Origin of the sequence: Streptomyces sp. NPDC002680, assembly GCF_042889145.1 — a bacterium.
GTDB classification, from domain to species: domain Bacteria; phylum Actinomycetota; class Actinomycetes; order Streptomycetales; family Streptomycetaceae; genus Streptomyces; species Streptomyces adonidis.
Window position 1 is genome coordinate 365,601 of sequence record NZ_JBIAQP010000011.1, and the last position, 18,878, is coordinate 384,478.

General features: G+C 68.8%; 16 protein-coding genes. 12 read left to right on the forward strand and 4 right to left on the reverse strand.

The window, feature by feature from the left end:
• Nucleotides 1–79: 79 nt before the first annotated feature.
• The 4 genes from ACFYXF_RS29070 to ACFYXF_RS29085 are packed head-to-tail and all read left to right on the forward strand — an operon-like array spanning nt 80 to nt 5,814.
• Complete coding sequence (locus ACFYXF_RS29070) at nt 80–1,696, forward strand: carboxyl transferase domain-containing protein (RefSeq protein ID WP_389353822.1); 1,617 nt, start codon at nt 80–82, stop codon at nt 1,694–1,696.
• Between the two features lie 21 nt (nt 1,697–1,717).
• Nucleotides 1,718–3,652, forward strand: coding sequence for an acetyl/propionyl/methylcrotonyl-CoA carboxylase subunit alpha (locus ACFYXF_RS29075; protein WP_389353824.1), 1,935 nt, complete (start codon nt 1,718–1,720; stop codon nt 3,650–3,652).
• Complete coding sequence (locus ACFYXF_RS29080; protein WP_389353825.1) at nt 3,649–4,635, forward strand: hydroxymethylglutaryl-CoA lyase; 987 nt, start codon at nt 3,649–3,651, stop codon at nt 4,633–4,635. Before ACFYXF_RS29075 ends, ACFYXF_RS29080 begins: the two co-directional genes overlap by 4 nt.
• A 6-nt stretch (nt 4,636–4,641) precedes the next feature.
• Nucleotides 4,642–5,814 carry an acyl-CoA dehydrogenase family protein gene (locus ACFYXF_RS29085; protein ID WP_389353827.1) on the forward strand — a complete coding sequence of 391 codons (1,173 nt, stop codon included), beginning with the start codon at nt 4,642–4,644 and terminating at the stop codon, nt 5,812–5,814.
• On the opposite strand, the gene ACFYXF_RS29090 is transcribed toward ACFYXF_RS29085, so the two are convergent.
• Both ACFYXF_RS29090 and ACFYXF_RS29095 read right to left on the reverse strand, forming a co-directional pair.
• Nucleotides 5,771–6,442: a biliverdin-producing heme oxygenase gene (locus ACFYXF_RS29090; RefSeq protein ID WP_389353828.1), complete on the reverse strand. Its 672-nt coding sequence runs from the start codon at nt 6,440–6,442 to the stop codon at nt 5,771–5,773. The two genes, ACFYXF_RS29085 and ACFYXF_RS29090, sit on opposite strands and share 44 nt — an antisense overlap.
• Nucleotides 6,439–7,596: a polyprenyl synthetase family protein gene (locus ACFYXF_RS29095; RefSeq protein ID WP_389353830.1), complete on the reverse strand. Its 1,158-nt coding sequence runs from the start codon at nt 7,594–7,596 to the stop codon at nt 6,439–6,441. Before ACFYXF_RS29095 ends, ACFYXF_RS29090 begins: the two co-directional genes overlap by 4 nt.
• Before the next feature lie 264 nt (nt 7,597–7,860).
• On the opposite strand from ACFYXF_RS29095, the gene ACFYXF_RS29100 reads away from it, so the two are divergent.
• Complete coding sequence (locus tag ACFYXF_RS29100; protein ID WP_389353831.1) at nt 7,861–8,823, forward strand: hypothetical protein; 963 nt, start codon at nt 7,861–7,863, stop codon at nt 8,821–8,823.
• A gap of 90 nt (nt 8,824–8,913) precedes the next feature.
• Here ACFYXF_RS29100 and ACFYXF_RS29105 read toward each other — a convergent pair whose 3' ends face one another.
• Together ACFYXF_RS29105 and ACFYXF_RS29110 are read right to left on the reverse strand one after the other, a co-directional pair.
• Nucleotides 8,914–9,075: a hypothetical protein gene (locus ACFYXF_RS29105; RefSeq protein WP_389353833.1), complete on the reverse strand. Its 162-nt coding sequence runs from the start codon at nt 9,073–9,075 to the stop codon at nt 8,914–8,916.
• A gap of 420 nt (nt 9,076–9,495) precedes the next feature.
• Nucleotides 9,496–9,843, reverse strand: a complete 348-nt coding sequence (locus tag ACFYXF_RS29110; RefSeq protein ID WP_389353835.1) for an SCO4225 family membrane protein — start codon at nt 9,841–9,843, stop codon at nt 9,496–9,498.
• Between the two features lie 121 nt (nt 9,844–9,964).
• Here ACFYXF_RS29110 and ACFYXF_RS29115 point away from each other — a divergent pair, with 121 nt between their 5' ends.
• From ACFYXF_RS29115 to ACFYXF_RS29145, 7 genes are all read left to right on the forward strand, one after another.
• Nucleotides 9,965–11,221: a glycosyl hydrolase family 28-related protein gene (locus tag ACFYXF_RS29115; RefSeq protein WP_389353837.1), complete on the forward strand. Its 1,257-nt coding sequence runs from the start codon at nt 9,965–9,967 to the stop codon at nt 11,219–11,221.
• A gap of 352 nt (nt 11,222–11,573) precedes the next feature.
• Nucleotides 11,574–12,632, forward strand: coding sequence for an ABC transporter substrate-binding protein (locus ACFYXF_RS29120; RefSeq protein ID WP_389353839.1), 1,059 nt, complete (start codon nt 11,574–11,576; stop codon nt 12,630–12,632).
• A gap of 126 nt (nt 12,633–12,758) precedes the next feature.
• Nucleotides 12,759–13,628 carry a siderophore-interacting protein gene (locus ACFYXF_RS29125; protein WP_389353841.1) on the forward strand — a complete coding sequence of 290 codons (870 nt, stop codon included), beginning with the start codon at nt 12,759–12,761 and terminating at the stop codon, nt 13,626–13,628.
• 149 nt (nt 13,629–13,777) lie between these two features.
• Complete coding sequence (desA, locus tag ACFYXF_RS29130; RefSeq protein WP_389353843.1) at nt 13,778–15,244, forward strand: lysine decarboxylase DesA; 1,467 nt, start codon at nt 13,778–13,780, stop codon at nt 15,242–15,244.
• Nucleotides 15,228–16,511, forward strand: coding sequence for a lysine N(6)-hydroxylase/L-ornithine N(5)-oxygenase family protein (locus ACFYXF_RS29135; protein ID WP_389353845.1), 1,284 nt, complete (start codon nt 15,228–15,230; stop codon nt 16,509–16,511). Before desA ends, ACFYXF_RS29135 begins: the two co-directional genes overlap by 17 nt.
• A 5-nt stretch (nt 16,512–16,516) precedes the next feature.
• Nucleotides 16,517–17,047: a GNAT family N-acetyltransferase gene (locus ACFYXF_RS29140; protein WP_389353939.1), complete on the forward strand. Its 531-nt coding sequence runs from the start codon at nt 16,517–16,519 to the stop codon at nt 17,045–17,047.
• A complete protein-coding gene (locus ACFYXF_RS29145; RefSeq protein WP_389353847.1) occupies nt 17,044–18,822 on the forward strand; it encodes an IucA/IucC family protein in 1,779 nt (592 codons plus the stop codon). The genes ACFYXF_RS29140 and ACFYXF_RS29145 overlap by 4 nt, the downstream gene beginning before the upstream one ends.
• The last annotated feature ends 56 nt before the right edge of the window (nt 18,823–18,878 follow it).

Consider the following 18,878-nt stretch of genomic DNA (forward strand, 5'->3'; position numbering starts at 1 on the left):
GGAGGTTAGCGGTCGTTAACCTGGAGGAAATGCGTTAACGCTCATTAACTGGCCGACCACTGGGTGAGGGGACCGCAGGATGCAGGAGGCACCGGAGCTGCACAGCGCGGCGGACCCCGCGTCGGAGGCCTGGCGGGCCAACGAGGCGGCTCACCGTGCGCTGGTCGAGGAGCTGCACGGCAAGCTGGCCGTGGCCCGGCTCGGCGGGGGCGAGAAGGCCCGGGCCCGGCACACCGCGCGCGGGAAGCTGCTTCCGCGGGACCGGATCGACGGCCTCCTCGATCCCGGGTCGCCCTTCCTGGAGCTGGCGCCGCTCGCCGCCGACGGGATGTACGAGGGCCAGGCACCGGCCGCCGGGGTGATCGCCGGTATCGGGCGGGTCAGCGGGCGCGAGTGCGTGATCGTCGCCAACGACGCCACCGTCAAAGGCGGCACGTACTACCCGATGACCGTCAAGAAGCACCTCCGCGCGCAGGAGGTCGCCCTCGACAACCGCCTCCCGTGCATCTACCTGGTGGACTCCGGCGGGGCCTTCCTCCCCATGCAGGACGAGGTCTTCCCCGACCGTGACCACTTCGGGCGGATCTTCTTCAACCAGGCCCGGATGTCCGGCGCCGGCATTCCGCAGATCGCCGCCGTGCTCGGATCGTGCACGGCCGGTGGGGCCTACGTCCCGGCGATGAGCGACGAGGCCGTCATCGTCCGCAATCAGGGGACGATCTTCCTTGGCGGGCCCCCATTGGTGAAGGCCGCCACCGGCGAGGTCGTGACCGCCGAGGAACTGGGCGGAGGAGACGTCCACGCGCGCGTGTCGGGCGTTACGGACCATCTCGCCGAGGACGACGCGCACGCGCTCAGGATCGTGCGGAACATCGCCGCGACCCTTCCCGCGCGCGGGGCGCTGCCCTGGGACGTCCGGCAGTCCGTCGAACCCAAGGTGGACCCGCACGGGCTGTACGGCGCCGTGCCCGTCGACTCCCGCACCCCCTATGACGTACGGGAGATCATCGCGCGCGTGGTCGACGGTTCCCGGTTCGCGGAGTTCAAGGCCGAGTTCGGGCAGACCCTCGTCACCGGGTTCGCGCACATCCACGGCCACCCGGTCGGGGTGATCGCCAACAACGGCATCCTGTTCTCCGAATCCGCCCAGAAGGGCGCCCACTTCATCGAACTCTGCGACCAGCGCGGCATCCCGCTTCTCTTCCTCCAGAACATCTCCGGGTTCATGGTGGGGCGGTCGTACGAAGCGGGCGGCATCGCCAAGCACGGCGCCAAGATGGTCACGGCCGTGGCGTGCGCGCGCGTGCCCAAGCTGACCGTGGTGGTCGGCGGGTCGTACGGGGCCGGGAACTACTCGATGTGCGGCCGGGCGTATTCACCGCGCTTCCTGTGGATGTGGCCCGGCGCCAAGATCTCGGTCATGGGCGGCGAGCAGGCCGCGTCCGTCCTCGCGACCGTCAAGCGGGACCAGTTGGAGGGGCGGGGCGAGTCCTGGCCGACCGAGGCGGAGGAAGCCTTCAAGGACCCGATCCGCGCGCAGTACGAGCGCCAGGGCAGCGCCTACTACGCGACGGCCCGGCTCTGGGACGACGGCGTCATCGACCCCCTCGAAACCCGCCAGGTACTGGGGCTCGCGCTCACCGCCTGCGCCAACGCGCCACTGGGCGACCCCCAGTTCGGCGTCTTCCGGATGTGAGACGTGAGGGGATCTCTGACCATGTTTGACACAGTGCTTGTCGCCAACCGGGGCGAGATCGCGGTCCGGGTCGTCCGCACCCTGCGCGCGCTGGGTGTGCGTTCGGTGGCCGTCTTCTCCGACGCGGACGCCGACGCGCGGCACGTCCGGGAGGCCGACACGGCGGTACGGATCGGACCGGCGGCAGCGGCGGAGAGCTATCTGTCCGTCCCCCGCCTCCTCGAAGCCGCCGCCCGCACCGGCGCCCAGGCCGTGCACCCGGGGTACGGCTTCCTCGCGGAGAACGCGGCCTTCGCGCGCGCGTGCGTCGACGCCGGGCTCGTCTTCATCGGGCCGCCCGCCGACGCGATCTCCCTGATGGGCGACAAGATCAGCGCCAAGGAGACGGTCCGCGCGGCCGGGGTCCCGGTGGTCCCCGGGTCGAGCGGCAGCGGCCTCACCGACGCCGAACTGGCCGACGCGGCACGGGAGATCGGCATGCCGGTGCTCCTCAAGCCCAGCGCGGGCGGGGGCGGGAAGGGCATGCGGCTGGTGCGGGAGGCGGGCGCGCTGGCGGAGGAGATCGCCGCCGCCCGCCGCGAGGCCCGCGCCTCCTTCGGCGACGACACGCTCCTCGTCGAACGGTGGGTGGACCGGCCCCGGCACATCGAGATCCAGGTCCTGGCCGACGGCCACGGGAACGTCGTACACCTGGGCGAGCGCGAGTGCTCGCTCCAGCGGCGGCACCAGAAGATCATCGAGGAGGCGCCCTCCGTCCTCCTCGACGAGGGCACGCGCGCGTCCATGGGCGAGGCGGCCGTCCAGGCGGCCCGCTCCTGCGGCTACGTCGGCGCGGGGACGGTCGAGTTCATCGTCCCGGGCAGCGACCCCGCCTCGTACTACTTCATGGAGATGAACACCCGCCTCCAGGTGGAGCACCCGGTGACGGAACTGGTCACGGGCCTCGACCTGGTGGAGTGGCAGCTGCGGGTCGCGGCGGGCGAGCCACTGTCCTTCGGACAGGAGGACGTACGGCTGACCGGGCACGCCGTGGAGGCCCGGGTCTGCGCGGAGGACCCCTCCCGCGGCTTCCTGCCGTCCGGCGGCACGGTGCTCGCCCTGCGCGAACCCTCCGGTGACGGCGTACGCACCGACTCGGGGCTGACCGAGGGCGCGGAGGTCGGTTCGCTGTACGACCCGATGCTGTCCAAGGTGATCGCATACGGTCCGGATCGTCCTACCGCGCTCCGGAAGCTCCGCGCCGCCCTCGCGGAGACGGTCACGCTGGGCGTGCCGACCAACGCGGGGTTCCTGCGCCGGCTCCTCGCCCATCCGGCGGTCGTGGCGGGCGAATTGGACACGGGGCTGGTCGAGCGCGAGGTGGACTCCCTCGTACCGGACGGGGTACCGGAGGAGGTGTACGAGGCGGCGGCGGCCGTACGGATGGAGGCACTGCGGCCGAAGCAGGGGGAGGGTGTCTGGACGGATCCCTTCTCCGTGCCCAGCGGTTGGCGGCTGGGTGGTACGCCGAAGCCGCCGGCGTTCTGGCTGCGGGTGCAGGACCCCGTGGAGTACGCCCCCCACGGCACCCACACCGTCACCGACGACCGGGTGTCCGTGGTCCTGGACGGCGTCCGCCACACCTTCCACCGCGCCGGCGACTGGCTGGGCCGGGACGGTGACGCGTGGCAGGTGCGCGACCACGATCCGGTGGCCGCCGCCCTGACCGGCTCCGCGCACTCCGGCGCCGACTCGCTCACGGCGCCCATGCCGGGGACGGTGACGGTCGTGAAGGTCGCCGTCGGCGACGAGGTGACGGCCGGGCAGAGCCTGCTGGTGGTCGAGGCGATGAAGATGGAGCACGTCATCGCCGCCCCGCACGCGGGCACGGTCGCCGAACTGGACGTCACTCCTGGGACGACGGTCGCCATGGACCAGGTGCTCGCCGTGATCACCCCTGCGGAGGAGGAGAAATGACGCTCCCCATGGTCGTACCGGCCCCGGATCTGCCCGCGCGGGTCAGAATCCACGAGGTCGGCGCACGGGACGGCCTCCAGAACGAGAAGACGACCGTTCCGACGGCGGTGAAGGCGGAGTTCATCCGACGCCTGGCCGACGCGGGCCTGACGACGATCGAGGCGACGAGCTTCGTCCACCCCAAGTGGGTGCCCCAACTCGCGGATGCGGAAGACCTGTTCCCCCAGATCAGCGATCTCCCCGTACGGCTGCCGGTGCTCGTCCCGAACGGACGCGGCCTGGACCGCGCGCTGGCGCTCGGCGCACGGCAGGTAGCCGTCTTCGCCAGTGCCACGGAGTCCTTCGCGAAGGCCAACCTCAACCGCACGCTCGACGAGTCGCTCGCGGTGTTCGAGCCGGTGGTGCGGCGGGCGAAGGACGAGGGCGCGCACGTACGCGGCTATGTGTCCATGTGCTTCGGCGACCCCTGGGAGGGGGCGGTCCCGATCCACCAGGTCGTACGGGTGTGCGGGGCGCTGCTGGACATGGGCTGCGACGAGCTGAGCCTCGGCGACACGATCGGCGTCGCCACCCCCGGCCATGTCCTGGAGCTGCTCTCCTCCCTCAACGAACAGCGCGTGCCGACGAACGTGCTCGGCGTGCACTTCCACGACACCTACGGGCAGGCGCTCGCCAACACCCTGGCCGCCCTCCAGCACGGCGTCACCACCGTGGACGCCTCCGCGGGCGGCCTCGGCGGCTGCCCGTTCGCGAAGTCAGCGACCGGCAACCTGGCCACCGAGGACCTGGTGTGGATGCTCCAGGGCCTCGGCATCGAGACCGGGGTCGACCTCGCCGGTCTCGTCGCCACGAGCACCTGGATGGCCGACCAGCTGGGCCGCCCGAGCCCGTCCCGCACCGTACGAGCCCTGTCCCACAAGGATCCCGAGGAATCCACGGAATCCCTGCAACCCACGGACCCCACGGAATCCCAGGAGCAGTGAACGACCATGGACCACAAGCTCTCCCCCGAACTGGAAGAACTCCGCCGTACGGTCGAGCAGTTCGCGCACGATGTCGTGGCTCCGAAGATCGGCGACTTCTACGAGCGGCACGAGTTCCCGTACGAGATCGTCCGTGAGATGGGCCGGATGGGCCTGTTCGGGCTGCCGTTCCCCGAGGAGTACGGCGGTATGGGCGGCGACTATCTGGCGCTTGGCATCGCGCTGGAGGAGCTGGCGCGGGTGGACTCGTCGGTGGCGATCACCCTGGAGGCGGGGGTGTCGCTGGGCGCGATGCCCATCCATCTGTTCGGCACGGAGGAGCAGAAGCGGGAGTGGCTGCCGCGCCTCTGCGCCGGGGAGATCCTGGGCGCGTTCGGCCTGACGGAACCGGACGGCGGCTCGGACGCGGGCGCGACCCGGACGACGGCCCGCCTGGACCCCGACACCGACGAATGGGTGATCAACGGCACGAAGTGCTTCATCACCAACTCGGGCACGGACATCACGGGCTTCGTGACGGTGACGGCGGTGACAGGCCGCAAGCCGGACGGCAGGCCGCACATCTCCGCGATCCTCGTGCCGTCGGGCACGGCCGGGTTCACGGTGGCGGCACCGTACTCGAAGGTCGGCTGGAACGCGTCGGACACCCGGGAGCTGTCCTTCGCGGACGTACGGGTCCCGGCGGCGAACCTGATCGGCGAGGAGGGGCGCGGGTACGCCCAGTTCCTGCGCATCCTCGACGAGGGGCGGATCGCGATCGCGGCCCTGGCGACCGGACTTGCCCAGGGCTGCGTCGACGAGTCGGTGAAGTACGCGAAGGAACGGCACGCGTTCGGGCGCCCGATCGGCGCGAACCAGGCGATCCAGTTCAAGATCGCGGACATGGAGATGAAGGCCCACACGTCCCGCCTGGCCTGGCGGGACGCGGCCTCACGCCTCGTATCGGGCGAACCGTTCAAGAAGGAAGCGGCGCTGGCGAAGCTGTACTCGTCCACGATCGCCGTGGACAACGCCCGCGAGGCGACGCAGATCCACGGCGGCTACGGCTTCATGAACGAGTACCCGGTGGCCCGGATGTGGCGCGACTCGAAGATCCTGGAGATCGGGGAGGGCACGAGCGAGGTGCAACGGATGCTTATCGCGAGGGAGTTGGGGCTGGGGCTGGAGATGGCGGGCTGAGCCCGACGGACAGCGCCCCGGTGATCGCGGCGGTGTGCCGGTAGGCGATCCGGGCCGCCGCGATGACCTGCTCCTGCGCCTCCGGGGCGGCGAAAGCCTGGTTCATACGGGATGTGAAGCGGGCCCACCGGTCACGGTCGCCGCTCGTGTAGTAGGCGACGCCGTCGGTGCCGGGGAGGCGGTAGGCGGCGGTGACGTACGGGTGGAGGAAGAGAGCGCCGAGCGTGGAGCCCTCCATCACGTACAGGTACCCGAGGAGGGCGGGGAGGTCGGAGTCGGCGGCGCGCTGCCGGATATCGGCGACGAAGGCGTCCGCTTCCTCGGCCGCCCAGGGGCCGGGGACGGTCCCGAGGCCGGCGAAGTAGGCCAAGTCGCGCTCGATGAGCGGGAGTTTGACGAGGTCCGGTGACCACACGGCGTCGCCGGCATCGGAGGAGGGATCCGGGACACGACCGAGTTCGCCCTCAAGCGCCTCCAACACCACCCGATAGGCGGCGAGTTGGCCGACGTACCGCTCGACGGGAAGGGTCCCGGCGGTCATCGCGCTCGCGAAGGGGGTGGCCTCCAGGGCGTCGTGCCAGTCGCGGGTACTGGCGCGCAGCCGCTCAACGACGGTGGCGGCCGTCACGTACCGCTCCGCTGCTGGAGCGTCTCGTGGAGACGGTCGATGAGGTGGCCCTTGCGTTCGATGGTGAGGTCGAAGTAGGCGGCGCTGCGGTCGGAACGGCACACGCGGTACACGCTCTCCTTGGCGTCGCGCTTCAACTGGACGGCTTCGGCGGCGAGTTCGAGGAGGGTCGGCTCCAGCTTGGGATGACCGAGAACGTAGGCCTTGAGCTGCTCCCCAGCCAGGACGGGTGCTTCGGAGTCGAGCAGTTCGAGGAAGACCCGGTTGCTGAGCCCGTCGTAGTCCTCGTGGATCCGGCCACCGCCGAACTCGGGTACGAAGTCGGTGAGGTCGTTGAACAGCTGGCTGGCCAGGCCGAGTTGGCGCATGGCGACGTCCAGGATGTCCTGCTCGTCCTCGACGACGCGCAGACCGGCGAGCGCCGAGTCCAGCGGCATCCGGAAGAGGGTGCCGGTCTTGAGGGCGGCGAGGGACTCCCAGTAGGCGACGCGCTCTTCGAGGGGCGCGGCGATGAGTTCGGCGCGGGTCTCGGCCGTACGGGTGGACAGGTCGACGGCCTGCCCGGTGAAGCCGCTCTCGACGGCCCGTACGAGACTGTCCACGACGGCGGGATCGTCCGCGTGCCGCAGAACGGCGGCGATCAGCCAGGACCCGGTGTTGAGGGCGAGCGGTACGCCATGGGTGACGTGGAGCGCGGGTTCGCCGTAGCGGACGTCGCTGCCATCCTGGATGTCGTCGATGGCGACGAAGGCCTTGAGCATGACCCGTACGGAGACGGCGGCCCGCCGGACGAGGGCCAGGTCCGCCTCGGCGCCACCGTCCCCCAACTCATCGGGGAAACCCCGGTAGTTGCGGTAGGCCCAGTAGACCATCGAGGGTCGCAACGGGGCCCGGTTGCCGCCGGGCGCCCCGGCGGTCGGGGGCAGCGCCTCCTGGCCGACCTTGGATCCGACGGCGTCGGCGACGGGTTCGTAGAGGGAGCGCCGCAGGGCGGCCTCGTACACGGACTGCGAGGCGACCGCCGCCGGGGCGGTCAGCGAGCCGAGAAACTCGGCCAGATCGTCCTCCAGCAGAGCGGCGTCGCTCCGCACGACATCCGCGACCACTTCCCTCGCCTGCGCCGCCGCATCAGCGACCTTCTCCGTGGCACCCATACCCGCCCCAGCCTCCGCTTCCTGCTCCCACCCCCGACCCCCGTCGACACGCAGAAGCGTGATCGCAACTGGGGAGTTTCGCAAGGGAGTTCGAGGACAGCGCGGTGGCTGATATGGCGAAATCCAGCCGCTAAGCGGGCTACGCGGGACTATGGCGACTCAAGTGCATATCCCTCTGGCGGATTCCAAGGGCAAGTCACTCGTACGGCTGAACGCGTCGCCTTGTCACCGCCGCAACGCATTCAACCCATTACGTTCCCTCGCATGGTCAGCTCACCGCACGAGGCGATGCACCAGATCTTCAGGGAGGACCCGGACCTGTTTGCCCGGGCCCTCCCGAAGGCCGGCATTACCTTCCCCAAACCCACGTCGACCCAGTTCCTGGACACCGATCTCACCGAGATCAAGCCACTGGCACGTCGTGTGGACACCCTGTTACGGATCAGCACGGCGAACGACGACGGCTATCTGCTGGCCATCGAGTCCCAGGGCAAGCCGGACCAGGACAAGCACAGCAGTTGGACGTACTACTTGGCGTATCTCTACGCCAAGTACAAGGTGCCCCCGATCCTGCTGGTGCTCTGCCGGGACAAGAACACCGCGTCCTGGGCCGCGAACCCGATCCGTATCGGCCTGCCGATCCACACCAGCATCGCGGTCTTCCCCCTGGTTCTGGGGCCCGACAACCTGCCCACGATCATCGACCCGGACGAGGCGGAACAGGACATCCCCCTGGCGGTCCTGTCCGCACTCGCCCACGCCAAGGACCCAGCCCTCCCTGCGATACTGGAAGCACTGGCGACGGCGCTGGCCAATGTCGGCGGCAATGTCTTGGACGACTGGGCGGAATACACCGAAATCGGCCTGGGTGACACCCCGGCCCGCGCACTCTGGAGGAACCTCGTGGCCATGCGTCCCAGCCGCTTTCCGGGCAGCGGCACCATCGTGGAGGAATACCGCATCAAGGGCTTCACACAGGGCGAAGCCGAAGGCAAAGCCAGGGGCGAAGCCGAAGGACGGGCCAGGGGCGAAGCCGAAGGACGGGCCAAGGGCGAAGCCAAGGCCCGCGCCAAGGACATCCTCCGCATCCTCGACCTCCGCGGCATCGACATCCCCGAAGCCGCCCGCGAACGCATCACCGACTGCACCGACCTGGAAACGCTCGGCACGTGGTTCGACCGGTCGCTCACGGCCACCGACGCGGACGAGTTGTTCGTCCAGGCATAGCCCCGGGTACCGGCAAGGCCGCGCCACCGCAGTTCACCGGCGGCGCGGCTCGTCCCGTTTCATGGGCCGGGGTTCAGGAGTCAGCTCAGGTCATGGGACAAGCATGGCGACGAAAAGGGCGAGCGGCAGAAACACCCCGCCGGCGGCCATCAGCCACCCCACCCGCCACGACGTCCGATCCCCGACGGCAACGCACAACCACGTCACCAGCACGAGATAGACAGTAAGCGGCACCCCGATGAGAACGATCACGCGATCCCCCTACACGCCACGCGGCGGGCCATCTCCGTACAGCAGCGATCGGTCATCCGCTCATCCTCACCCCACGAGACGGACACGGAACAACCCTCTACATCCTGCCGGACAAAACCTCGCACCAGGACACGGGGGCAACGACATCATCAGCTCCGAGGTGGGTCATACACCTGAGCGGCGACCACACACCGCAGTAGATCCCCTGCGAGCTTGAACGCCATCTCGGAGGACCCAACCTCGTCGAATCCCGCGCGGTCGACGCGCAGCAGCCCGGCAGGCAAAGCCCCGATCTCAGTGTGTGACGAGCATGAGTGGCTTGAAATCTCCCGCCATTCAGCCCGCACGTCACTTGGCCTCGAACAACAAGAAAAGGGCCCCGTGAGGCCCTTTCTCCACCACCGCGCCCCGTTTCAGCGCTCACGCACCAGCAGTCGCACGCCCCGAAGCAGGACGGATCTTCCGCAGCGCAAACCCCATGAAAGCCGCGTTCACCACAGCCGCCACCCCGATCCCCACCAGATAGAGCGCCAGGAACGCCCAGTCGCTCGTGCCGTTCAGCGTGCCCTCCGGGAGGAGTGTGTACAGGAGGCTCAGCGGGGCCGTCAGGAGCCATGGGACCGCGCCCGCCATCGAGGCGTCGGCGTGGGAGACGAAGAAGGTGTCGACGAGGAAGAAGCCCGTCGCCGCGACGACCACGGCCAGGTAGGCGCGGGAGAGCCAGTTGTCCGTGGCCAGGGTGAGCAGGATGCGGCGGTTGCCGTTCATGATGATCTCCGGTGCGAGTGGTGCGTCGTGTGATGCAGTGCGTTCACGATGGCCCGCGCGCGGCCGCCTCGGCATGAGTACACCTACTCATCCGTGACTGAGCTTCAGGGGGATTCACCACATGGGAAACACGCAGAGCACTCCGGGTGCGGGGCACGGCGATCCCCGCACCCGAAGACTGTTCCTCGGCGGAGCCGCGGTCGGCGTCACCGCCACCGCCCTCACCGGAATCGGGGCGACGACCGCGACCGCCGCGGAGGGAGACGTGCCCGAGGTCAACGGCCTGGGGTGGCACGACGTACGCGGCTACGGTGCCACCGGTGACGGCAGCACCGACGACACCCTCGCCATCCAGGCGGCCCTCGACGCCTGCGAGCCCGGCAACACGGTGTATCTGCCGGCGGGTCAGTACCGTACGAGCGCGCCGGTGCGGATACCGCCGTACGTCACCCTCCAGGGCACCCACGGCGGCGGCGAGAACGAATGGGGCGCGGCCGACCCCTCGTTCGGGCTGAAGCCGTTGCCGGGGTTCACCGGTGAGGCCGTTGTGCTCGTGCTCGACCAGCTCCGTGGCGGCTACGCCACCAAGTCCGTCGAGGTGCGGATTCTTCAACTGACCATCGACGGCAGCGCGTTGCCTACGGGCGGCGCCGAGGTCGACGGGATCCGGGCCGTCGGGCAGGTCCAGCACCTCCAACTGCGGGACGTACAGGTACGGAAGGTCACCGGACACGGCATCAACACCACCTACAACGAGGCCGTGCCCACGGGCCCGCAGGCGCCGTTCTGTCTGCACTTCGACCGGGTCTCCGTCCTCTGGCCGGGGACCTACGGCATCGCGCTCAACAACTCCACGGACTCCGTCCTGCACGACGTGTACGTGCTCGGCGGGAACGGCTCCGGCTGGTGGATCGCGGGGGCCGGCAACTCGACGTTCACCAGTTGCCGGGCCGAGTGGTCGGCCAAGGAGGGCTTCGTGCTGCGGACCTGGCAGGGGGTCATCCAGTTCAGCGGCTGCTCCACCGACCGCAACGGCTACGACGGCATCAACGTGCAGAACACCGACAGCAAGGGCATCCTCCAGCTCAGCGGCTGTCGGCTGACCCGTGACGGCCGCAACGGCGGTACGGGCGGGGGCGGTTATGCCGGTCTGAAGGTGCGGAACACCGCCGCCAAGGTCTTCGCCGACGGTCTGCTCGTCACCGCCGGGAACGACGACGACGGTTCGCTGGGGGCCTCCCCGGCCCGTGGGGTGTCCGCCGGCAACTCGGCCTGCACCGTCGTGAGTTCGGGCTTCGTCGACGGCGTGGAGATCGACTGGCACGACGACGGCGGCAACACGGTCTTCCAGAAGGGGGCCGCTGTCGTCCTGTCGTAGCCCTGGTCATCCTGGCTGGAAACCGCGCTGCCGGTGACCGCCCAACATGCTCTCGCAAGGCTCGGCCCCGTTCGGGTCGGGCCTTGCGGCCGTTCAGCGGGCGTTCGGCCGGCCCGCCGTCGACCACCCGCGCTTCCTTCACTTCATGGCATGGGCAACCTCCCCGTCGTATGAATAATCACCCGGGCGAGCAGTGCACCTTCGATCCACAGGCCACCCACAGAAGCGGGCACACGCCACCCCGAGCGTTCCACTTCCCGGAACCGCCCCCTGGACAACAGCTGAGGTTAGGCTAACCTACCTTTCGAATTGTCCGGCGGGCCGAACCGCCCTGTTCGAAAGCAGCCATCTCATGTCCAACGCCCGTGCCACCCACTTCTCCCGCCGCGGCATGCTCGCCGCAGGCGGCGCCCTCGGCCTCGGGGCCGTCCTCGCCGCCTGTGGGGACGACGACGCGAAAAGCAGTGGCTCGGACGCGGACGCGTCGAAGGCCGTCGCGACTCCCGCAGCCGGTCCCTGGACGTTCAAGGACGACCGCGGCACGACCGTCAAGGCCGACAAGGTGCCCTCCAGCATCGTCGCCTTCATCGGTGTCGCCGCCGCGCTCCACGACTACGGCGTCGAGGTCAAGGGCGTGTTCGGCCCGACCACGACCAAGGACGGCAAGGCCGACGTCCAGGCCGGCGACCTCGACGTCACCAAGGTGACCGTCCTCGGCAACGAGTGGGGCCAGTTCAACATCGAGAAGTACGCGGCCCTCGCCCCGGACCTCCTCGCCACCACGATGTTCGACGCGAGCACCCTCTGGTACGTCCCGGAGGAGTCCAAGGAGAAGATCCTCGGCGTCGGCGCCCCGACCGTCGGTATCTCCGTGGTCGACATCCAGCTGGACAAGCCGCTGCAGCGCATGCTGGAGCTGGCCAAGTCCCTTGGCGCGGACACCACTTCCGCCAAGGTGACCGCCGCGAAGAAGGCCTTCGAGGACGCCTCCGCCCGACTGCGCGCGGCCGCCAAGGCCAACCCGGACATCAAGGTGCTGGCCGGTTCCGCGAGCCAGGACATCTTCTACGTCTCCGGCTCCAACCTCTCCATCGACCTGGAGTACTTCAAGGCCCTCGGCGTGAACTTCGTCGAGCCCTCGGCCGATGTCCTCAAGGCGAGCGGTGGCTGGTACGAGAGCCTGAGCTGGGAGAACGTCGACAAGTACAAGGCCGACATCATCATGATGGACAGCCGGACTGCGGCGATCCAGCCCGCCGACATCACCGAGGCCACCTGGAAGCAGTTGCCCGCGGTGAAGGCGGATCAGGTGATCGCGCGCAATGCCGAGCCGATTCTGTCGTACGAGAAGTGCACGCCGCTGGTCACGAGCCTCGCGGAGGCCATCGAGAACGCGAAGAAGGTCAGCTGACGCCGGCGCCTGAAACCGTGTGCTCGGTCGTGGGGAACTGCGGGCCCGTCGTGGCTGATCGCGCAGTTCCCCGCGCCCCTTTCGGGGCGCGTCATCGCGTCCCCTGACATCACATCAGGAGTTCGCATGACGACCACCGTCACCGCCCCCTTCCGGTTCTTCGCTCTCCACGTCGCGCGGACCGCTCGCCTCGGGCCCTCCCTCGTACGCGTCACCTTCGCCGGGGACGATCTCGCCGCCTTCCTCTCCGACGGGTGCGACCAGAGCCTCTCCCTCTTTCTTCCGCATCCGGGGCAGGACGCCCCCGCCGTACCCGTCGAGCTGGGGGACGGGTGGTGGCAGGGGTGGCGTGAACTCCCCGACGACGTACGGGCCGTGATGCGCTCGTACACACTCCGCGCGCTGCGCGCCGACTCCCACGGGCGTACGACGGAGATCGACATCGACTTCGTGCTGCACGGCGTCGAACCGGGCGCCGCCGCCCCCGCCGGACCGGCCTCCCTCTGGGCTTCACGGGCCGGCGCCGGTGACCGCGTCCTGCTGCTCGGACCGGCGATCGCCGACAACCGCGCGATCCGGTTCCGGCCACCGACCGGCACCGATCTGGTCGTCATCTGGGCCGACGAGACCGCCGTACCGGCCGCCTCCGCGATCCTCGAATCGCTGCCCGCCGGCACCCGGGCGCAGGTCTGGCTGGAGGCCGGGCACGCCGGGGACATCCAGGATCTGGTGACCGCCGCCGACGCCGAGATCACCTGGCTCGTGCGCGGCGCGGGCGGAGGCGCAGGTGCGCCCTCGGCCCTGGAGGCGATCCGAGGCGCCCAACTCCCCTCCGCCGAGCGGCCGTACGCCTGGATCGCGGGTGAGTCGTCCGCCGTGAAGGAGCTGCGCCGGCATCTCGTTCGGGAGCGTGGCATCGACCGTCGGGCCGTCACCTTCGTCGGTTACTGGCGGCGCGGGCTCAGCGAGGAGCAGCTGCGCGAGCAGTCCGAATGACGGCAGAGGCCCAGATCACAGCTGTTACGGGTGGGGCAGGATCGTACCCAAATCCAACTTAGGTTAGGCTTACCTAAGTTCCACGCGATGGAATCGTTCGACATGGCGAACCTGCACCCGCCCTCTCTGTCCCCCCGGAGGCTCCCCCGATGCGCTCGCACCTGCTCAATGACACGACCGCGGAGCGGTACCGCCGCTCCGTGACCGAAGGAGTCGAGCGGGTGGCGGCCAAACTCGCCACCACGGACCGTCCGTTCACCGGCGTCACGGTCGACGCCCTCGCCCCCCACATCGACCGGATCGACCTGGACCGGCCCCTGCTCGACGAGGCCGCCGCCCTCGACGAGCTCGAAGAGGTCTATCTGCGCGACGCGGTCTACTTCCACCACCCGCGCTACCTCGCCCACCTCAACTGCCCGGTCGTCATACCGGCGGTGCTCGGCGAGGCGATCCTCTCCGCCGTCAACTCCTCCCTGGACACCTGGGACCAGTCGGCCGGCGGCACCCTCATCGAGCGCAAACTGATCGACTGGACGAACGAGCGCATCGGCCTCGGCCCCGCCGCCGACGGCGTCTTCACCAGCGGCGGCAGCCAGTCCAACCTCCAGGCCCTGCTGCTGGCCCGCGAGGAGGCGAAGCCAGGGCGGGCTGGGTGGGAGTATCCAGCCTCGTTCGCCAAACTGCGGATCTTCGCCTCCGACGTCAGCCACTTCAGCGTGAAGAAGTCCGCGAAGCTCCTCGGGCTGAGCGCCGACTCGGTCGTCTCCATCCCCGTCGACCACGACAAGCGGATGCAAACCGTGGCGCTCGCCCGCGAGTTGGAGCGCTGCAAGCGTGCCGGGCTGGTCCCCATGGCCGTCGTCGCCACCGCCGGTACGACCGACTTCGGGTCCATCGACCCGCTGCCCGAGATCGCCGAACTCTGCTCCCAGTACGGCACTTGGATGCACGTCGACGCCGCCTACGGCTGCGGACTGCTCGCCTCGGTCAGGCGCCGTGACCTCCTCACCGGCATCGAGCGCGCCGACTCGGTCACCGTCGACTACCACAAGTCCTTCTTCCAGCCGGTGAGTTCGAGCGCCCTGCTGGTCCGCGACTCGGCCACGCTCCGGCACGCCACCTACCACGCGGAGTACCTCAATCCGCGCCGCATGGTGCAGGAGCGCATCCCCAACCAGGTCGACAAGTCCCTCCAGACGACCCGCCGCTTCGACGCCCTCAAGCTGTGGATGACCCTGCGGGTGATGGGCGCCGACGGCATCGGCCAGCTCTTCGACGAGGTGTGCGACCTGGCCCAGGAGGGCTGGGAAATCCTGGCCTCCGACCCTCGCTACGACGTCGTCGTCGAACCGTCGCTCTCCACCCTCGTCTTCCGCTACATCCCCGCCGCCGTCACCGACCCCTCGGAGATCGACCGCGCCAACCTGTACGCCCGCAAGGCCCTGTTCGCCTCCGGTGCGGCCGTGGTCGCGGGGACGAAGGTCGGCGGTCGCCACTACCTCAAGTTCACCCTGCTCAACCCCGAGACCACGACGGACGACATCGCCGCCGTACTCGATCTGATCGCCGGCCATGCCGAGCAGTACCTGGGAGAGTCCCTTGACCGCGCGTCCTGAGAATCCGACCAAGACCTACGACTTCGTAGGCATCGGGCTCGGCCCGTTCAACCTCGGTCTCGCCTGCCTGACCGAGCCCATCGACGAACTGGACGGTGTCTTCCTGGAGTCGAAGCCCGACTTCGAGTGGCACGCCGGCATGTTCCTCGAAGGCGCCCACCTCCAGACGCCGTTCATGTCGGACCTGGTCACGCTGGCCGACCCGACCTCGCCGTACTCCTTCCTGAACTACCTGAAGGACAAGGGCCGGCTGTACTCGTTCTACATCCGCGAGAACTTCTATCCGCTGCGGGTGGAGTACGACGACTACTGCCGCTGGGCCGCCCATCAGCTGAGCAGCGTGCGTTTCAGCACGACGGTCGCGGAAGTCACGTACGAGGACGATCTCTACGTGGTGAGGACGACCGCCGACGATGTCTACCGCGCCCGCCGGCTCGTCCTCGGTACCGGCACCTCCCCTCACTTCCCGGACGCCGTCCAGGGCCTCGGCGGCGACTTCTTCCACAACTCCCGCTACATGCAGAACAAGGCGGAGCTCCAGAAGAAGGACTCGATCACGATCGTCGGCTCCGGCCAGTCGGCCGCCGAGATCTACTACGACCTCCTCGCCGAGATCGACGTCCACGGCTACCGGCTCAACTGGGTGACGCGCTCCCCCCGCTTCTTCCCGCTCGAATACACCAAGCTGACGCTGGAGATGACCTCCCCGGAGTACATCGACTACTTCCGCGCGCTGCCCGAGCGGACCCGTTACCGCCTCACCCAGGACCAGAAGGGCCTGTTCAAGGGGATCGACGGCGAGCTGATCAACGAGATCTTCGACCTGCTCTACCAGAAGAACCTCGGCGGGCCCGTCCCCACTCGACTCCTCACCAACTCCGCGCTCGACAGCGTGAGTTACGAGAACACGAGCGGGACGTACACGCTCGGTCTGCGTCAGGAGGAGCAGGAGAAGGAGTACACCCTGGACACCCAGGGCCTGATCCTGGCCACCGGATACAAGTACGCCGAGCCGGAGTTCCTGAAGCCGGTGCGCGACCGGCTGCGCTACGACACCCAGGGCAACTTCGACATCGGCCGCAACTACGCGATCGACACGACCGGACGCGGGGTCTTCCTCCAGAACGCCGGTGTCCACACCCACTCGATCACCTCGCCCGACCTGGGCATGGGCGCGTACCGCAACAGCGTCGTCATCGGCGAGCTGCTCGGCAGCGAGTACTACCCGGTCGAGAAGACCATCGCCTTCCAGGAGTTCGCCGTATGACCTCCATGACCCTGTCTCTCCGTCCACTGGATCCGCTCCAGGACGCCGAGTTGCTGCACTCCTGGATCACCCACCCCAAAGCGGCCTTCTGGATGATGCAGGACGCGAAACTCGAAGACGTCGAGCGTGCCTACATGGACGTCGCCGCCGACGAGCACCACCACGCTCTCCTCGGCCTCCGGGACGGCGTACCCGCCTTCCTGATGGAGAAGTACGACCCCGTCCACCGCGAACTGGTCGGCCTGTACGAGCCGCAGCCCGGTGACGTCGGCATGCACTTCCTGGTACCGGCGACCGACACGCCCGTGCACGGCTTCACCCGGGCCGTCATCACGGCCGTGATGGACGAGCTGTTCGCCGACCCGCGCACCCGCCGGGTCGTCGTCGAGCCCGACGTCACCAACAAGGCCGTCCACGCGCTGAACGAGGCCGTCGGCTTCGTGCCCGAGCGCGAGATCCAGAAGCCGGAGAAAAAGGCCCTCTTGAGCTTCTGCACGCGTCAGCAGTACCTGGCAGCCCGAGGAGTAGCGATATGACCCTGTCCGACGCCGTGGCGCACCTGTCCCCCGAGCGCTGGGCACAGGCCAACCGCCTCCTGATCCGCAAAGCCCTCGCCGAGTTCGCCCACGAGCGGCTCATCGCCCCCGAGCCCGAGAAGGGCCGGGAGGACAGCTACGCCGTACTCGGCGACGACGGCCTGACCCGCTACCGCTTCACCGCCGTACGTCACGCCCTCGACCACTGGCAGGTCGACGCCGACTCCATCTCCCGGCACCGCGACGGGGCCGAACTCCCGCTCTCCGCCCTGGACTTCTTCATCGAGCTGAAGAAATCACTCGGCCTGAGCGACGAGGTCCTGCCCGTCTATCTGGAGGAGATCTCCTCCACCCTCTCCGGCACCTGCTACAAACTCACCAAGCCGCAGATCCCCGTCGCCGAACTCGTCAAGAGCGGCTTCCAGGCGATCGAGACCGGGATGACCGAGGGCCACCCCTGCTTCGTCGCCAACAACGGGCGGCTCGGCTTCGGTGTGCACGAGTACCTCTCGTACGCCCCCGAGACCGCGTCGCCGGTCCGGCTGGTCTGGCTGGCCGCGCACCGCTCACGCGCCGCGTTCACGGCGGGCGTCGGCATCGAGTACGAGGCCTTCCTGCGCGCGGAGTTGGGGCAGGAGACGGTCGTCCGCTTCCGTACGAAGCTCAGCGACCAGGGCCTCGACCCAGCCCAGTACCTCTTCATCCCGGTGCACCCCTGGCAGTGGTGGAACAAGCTCACCGTCACCTTCGCCGCCGAGGTCGCCCAGAAGAACCTGGTCTGCCTGGGCGAGGGCGACGACGAGTATCTCGCCCAGCAGTCCATCCGGACCTTCTTCAACAAGTCCGACCCCGAGAAGCACTACGTAAAAACGGCTCTCTCGGTCCTCAACATGGGCTTCATGCGCGGGCTTTCGGCCGCCTACATGGAGGCGACCCCGGCCATCAACGACTGGCTGGCCCAACTCATCGACAACGACCCGGTGTTGAAGTCGACGGGCCTGTCGATCATCCGCGAGCGCGCGGCCGTCGGCTACCGCCATCTGGAGTACGAGGCCGCCACCGACCGCTACTCGCCGTACCGCAAAATGCTGGCGGCGCTGTGGCGCGAGAGCCCGGTGTCGTCCCTCGGGGACGGCGAATCGCTGGCCACCATGGCATCGCTCGTCCATGTCGACCACGAGGGCCGCTCCTTCGCCTCCGCGCTCATCGAGCAGTCGGGCCTGCCCCCGAAGGAGTGGCTGCGCGGTTACCTCCGCGCCTACTTCACCCCGCTCCTGCACAGCTTCTACGCCTACGACCTCGTCTACATGCCGCACGGCGAGAACGTCATCCTCGTCCTCAAGGACGGCACGGTCCGGCGCGCGATCTACAAGGACATCGCCGAGGAGATCGCCGTCATGGACCCGGACGCGGTACTGCCGCCGACGGTCGAGCGGCTGCGCGTGGACGTCCCGGAGGAGAAGAAGCTCCTGTCCATCTTCACGGACGTCTTCGACTGCTTCTTCCGCTTCCTGGCCGCCAACCTCGCCACCGAGGGTGTCCTGGGGGAGGACGACTTCTGGCGGACGGTCGCCGACACGGTCCGCGACTATCAGGCGGCCACCCCGGAACTCGCCGACAAGTTCGAGCAGTACGACATGTTCGCGCCCGAGTTCTCGCTGTCCTGCCTCAACCGGCTCCAACTCCGCGACAACAAGCAGATGGTGGACCTCGCGGACCCGGCCGGCGCGCTCCAGCTCGTCGGCAACCTGAAGAACCCGATCGCGGGCCTGTAGCAACACCCAGGCAGCCGCGCCCCCATACAGACGGGCACCTCGGAGTACGGTCCTCC

Bases quoted from the DNA above. Each gene is read 5' to 3' on its own strand.
- ACFYXF_RS29070 (WP_389353822.1), top strand. From the start codon at position 80: ATGCAGGAGGCACCGGAGCTGCACAGCGCGGCGGACCCCGCGTCGGAG.
- ACFYXF_RS29075 (WP_389353824.1), top strand. From the start codon at position 1,718: ATGTTTGACACAGTGCTTGTCGCCAACCGGGGCGAGATCGCGGTCCGG.
- ACFYXF_RS29080 (WP_389353825.1), top strand. From the start codon at position 3,649: ATGACGCTCCCCATGGTCGTACCGGCCCCGGATCTGCCCGCGCGGGTC.
- ACFYXF_RS29085 (WP_389353827.1), top strand. From the start codon at position 4,642: ATGGACCACAAGCTCTCCCCCGAACTGGAAGAACTCCGCCGTACGGTC.
- ACFYXF_RS29095 (WP_389353830.1), bottom strand. From the start codon at position 7,596: ATGGGTGCCACGGAGAAGGTCGCTGATGCGGCGGCGCAGGCGAGGGAA.
- ACFYXF_RS29100 (WP_389353831.1), top strand. From the start codon at position 7,861: ATGGTCAGCTCACCGCACGAGGCGATGCACCAGATCTTCAGGGAGGAC.
- ACFYXF_RS29110 (WP_389353835.1), bottom strand. From the start codon at position 9,843: ATGAACGGCAACCGCCGCATCCTGCTCACCCTGGCCACGGACAACTGG.
- ACFYXF_RS29115 (WP_389353837.1), top strand. From the start codon at position 9,965: ATGGGAAACACGCAGAGCACTCCGGGTGCGGGGCACGGCGATCCCCGC.
- ACFYXF_RS29120 (WP_389353839.1), top strand. From the start codon at position 11,574: ATGTCCAACGCCCGTGCCACCCACTTCTCCCGCCGCGGCATGCTCGCC.
- ACFYXF_RS29125 (WP_389353841.1), top strand. From the start codon at position 12,759: ATGACGACCACCGTCACCGCCCCCTTCCGGTTCTTCGCTCTCCACGTC.
- desA (WP_389353843.1), top strand. From the start codon at position 13,778: ATGCGCTCGCACCTGCTCAATGACACGACCGCGGAGCGGTACCGCCGC.
- ACFYXF_RS29140 (WP_389353939.1), top strand. From the start codon at position 16,517: ATGACCCTGTCTCTCCGTCCACTGGATCCGCTCCAGGACGCCGAGTTG.
- ACFYXF_RS29145 (WP_389353847.1), top strand. From the start codon at position 17,044: ATGACCCTGTCCGACGCCGTGGCGCACCTGTCCCCCGAGCGCTGGGCA.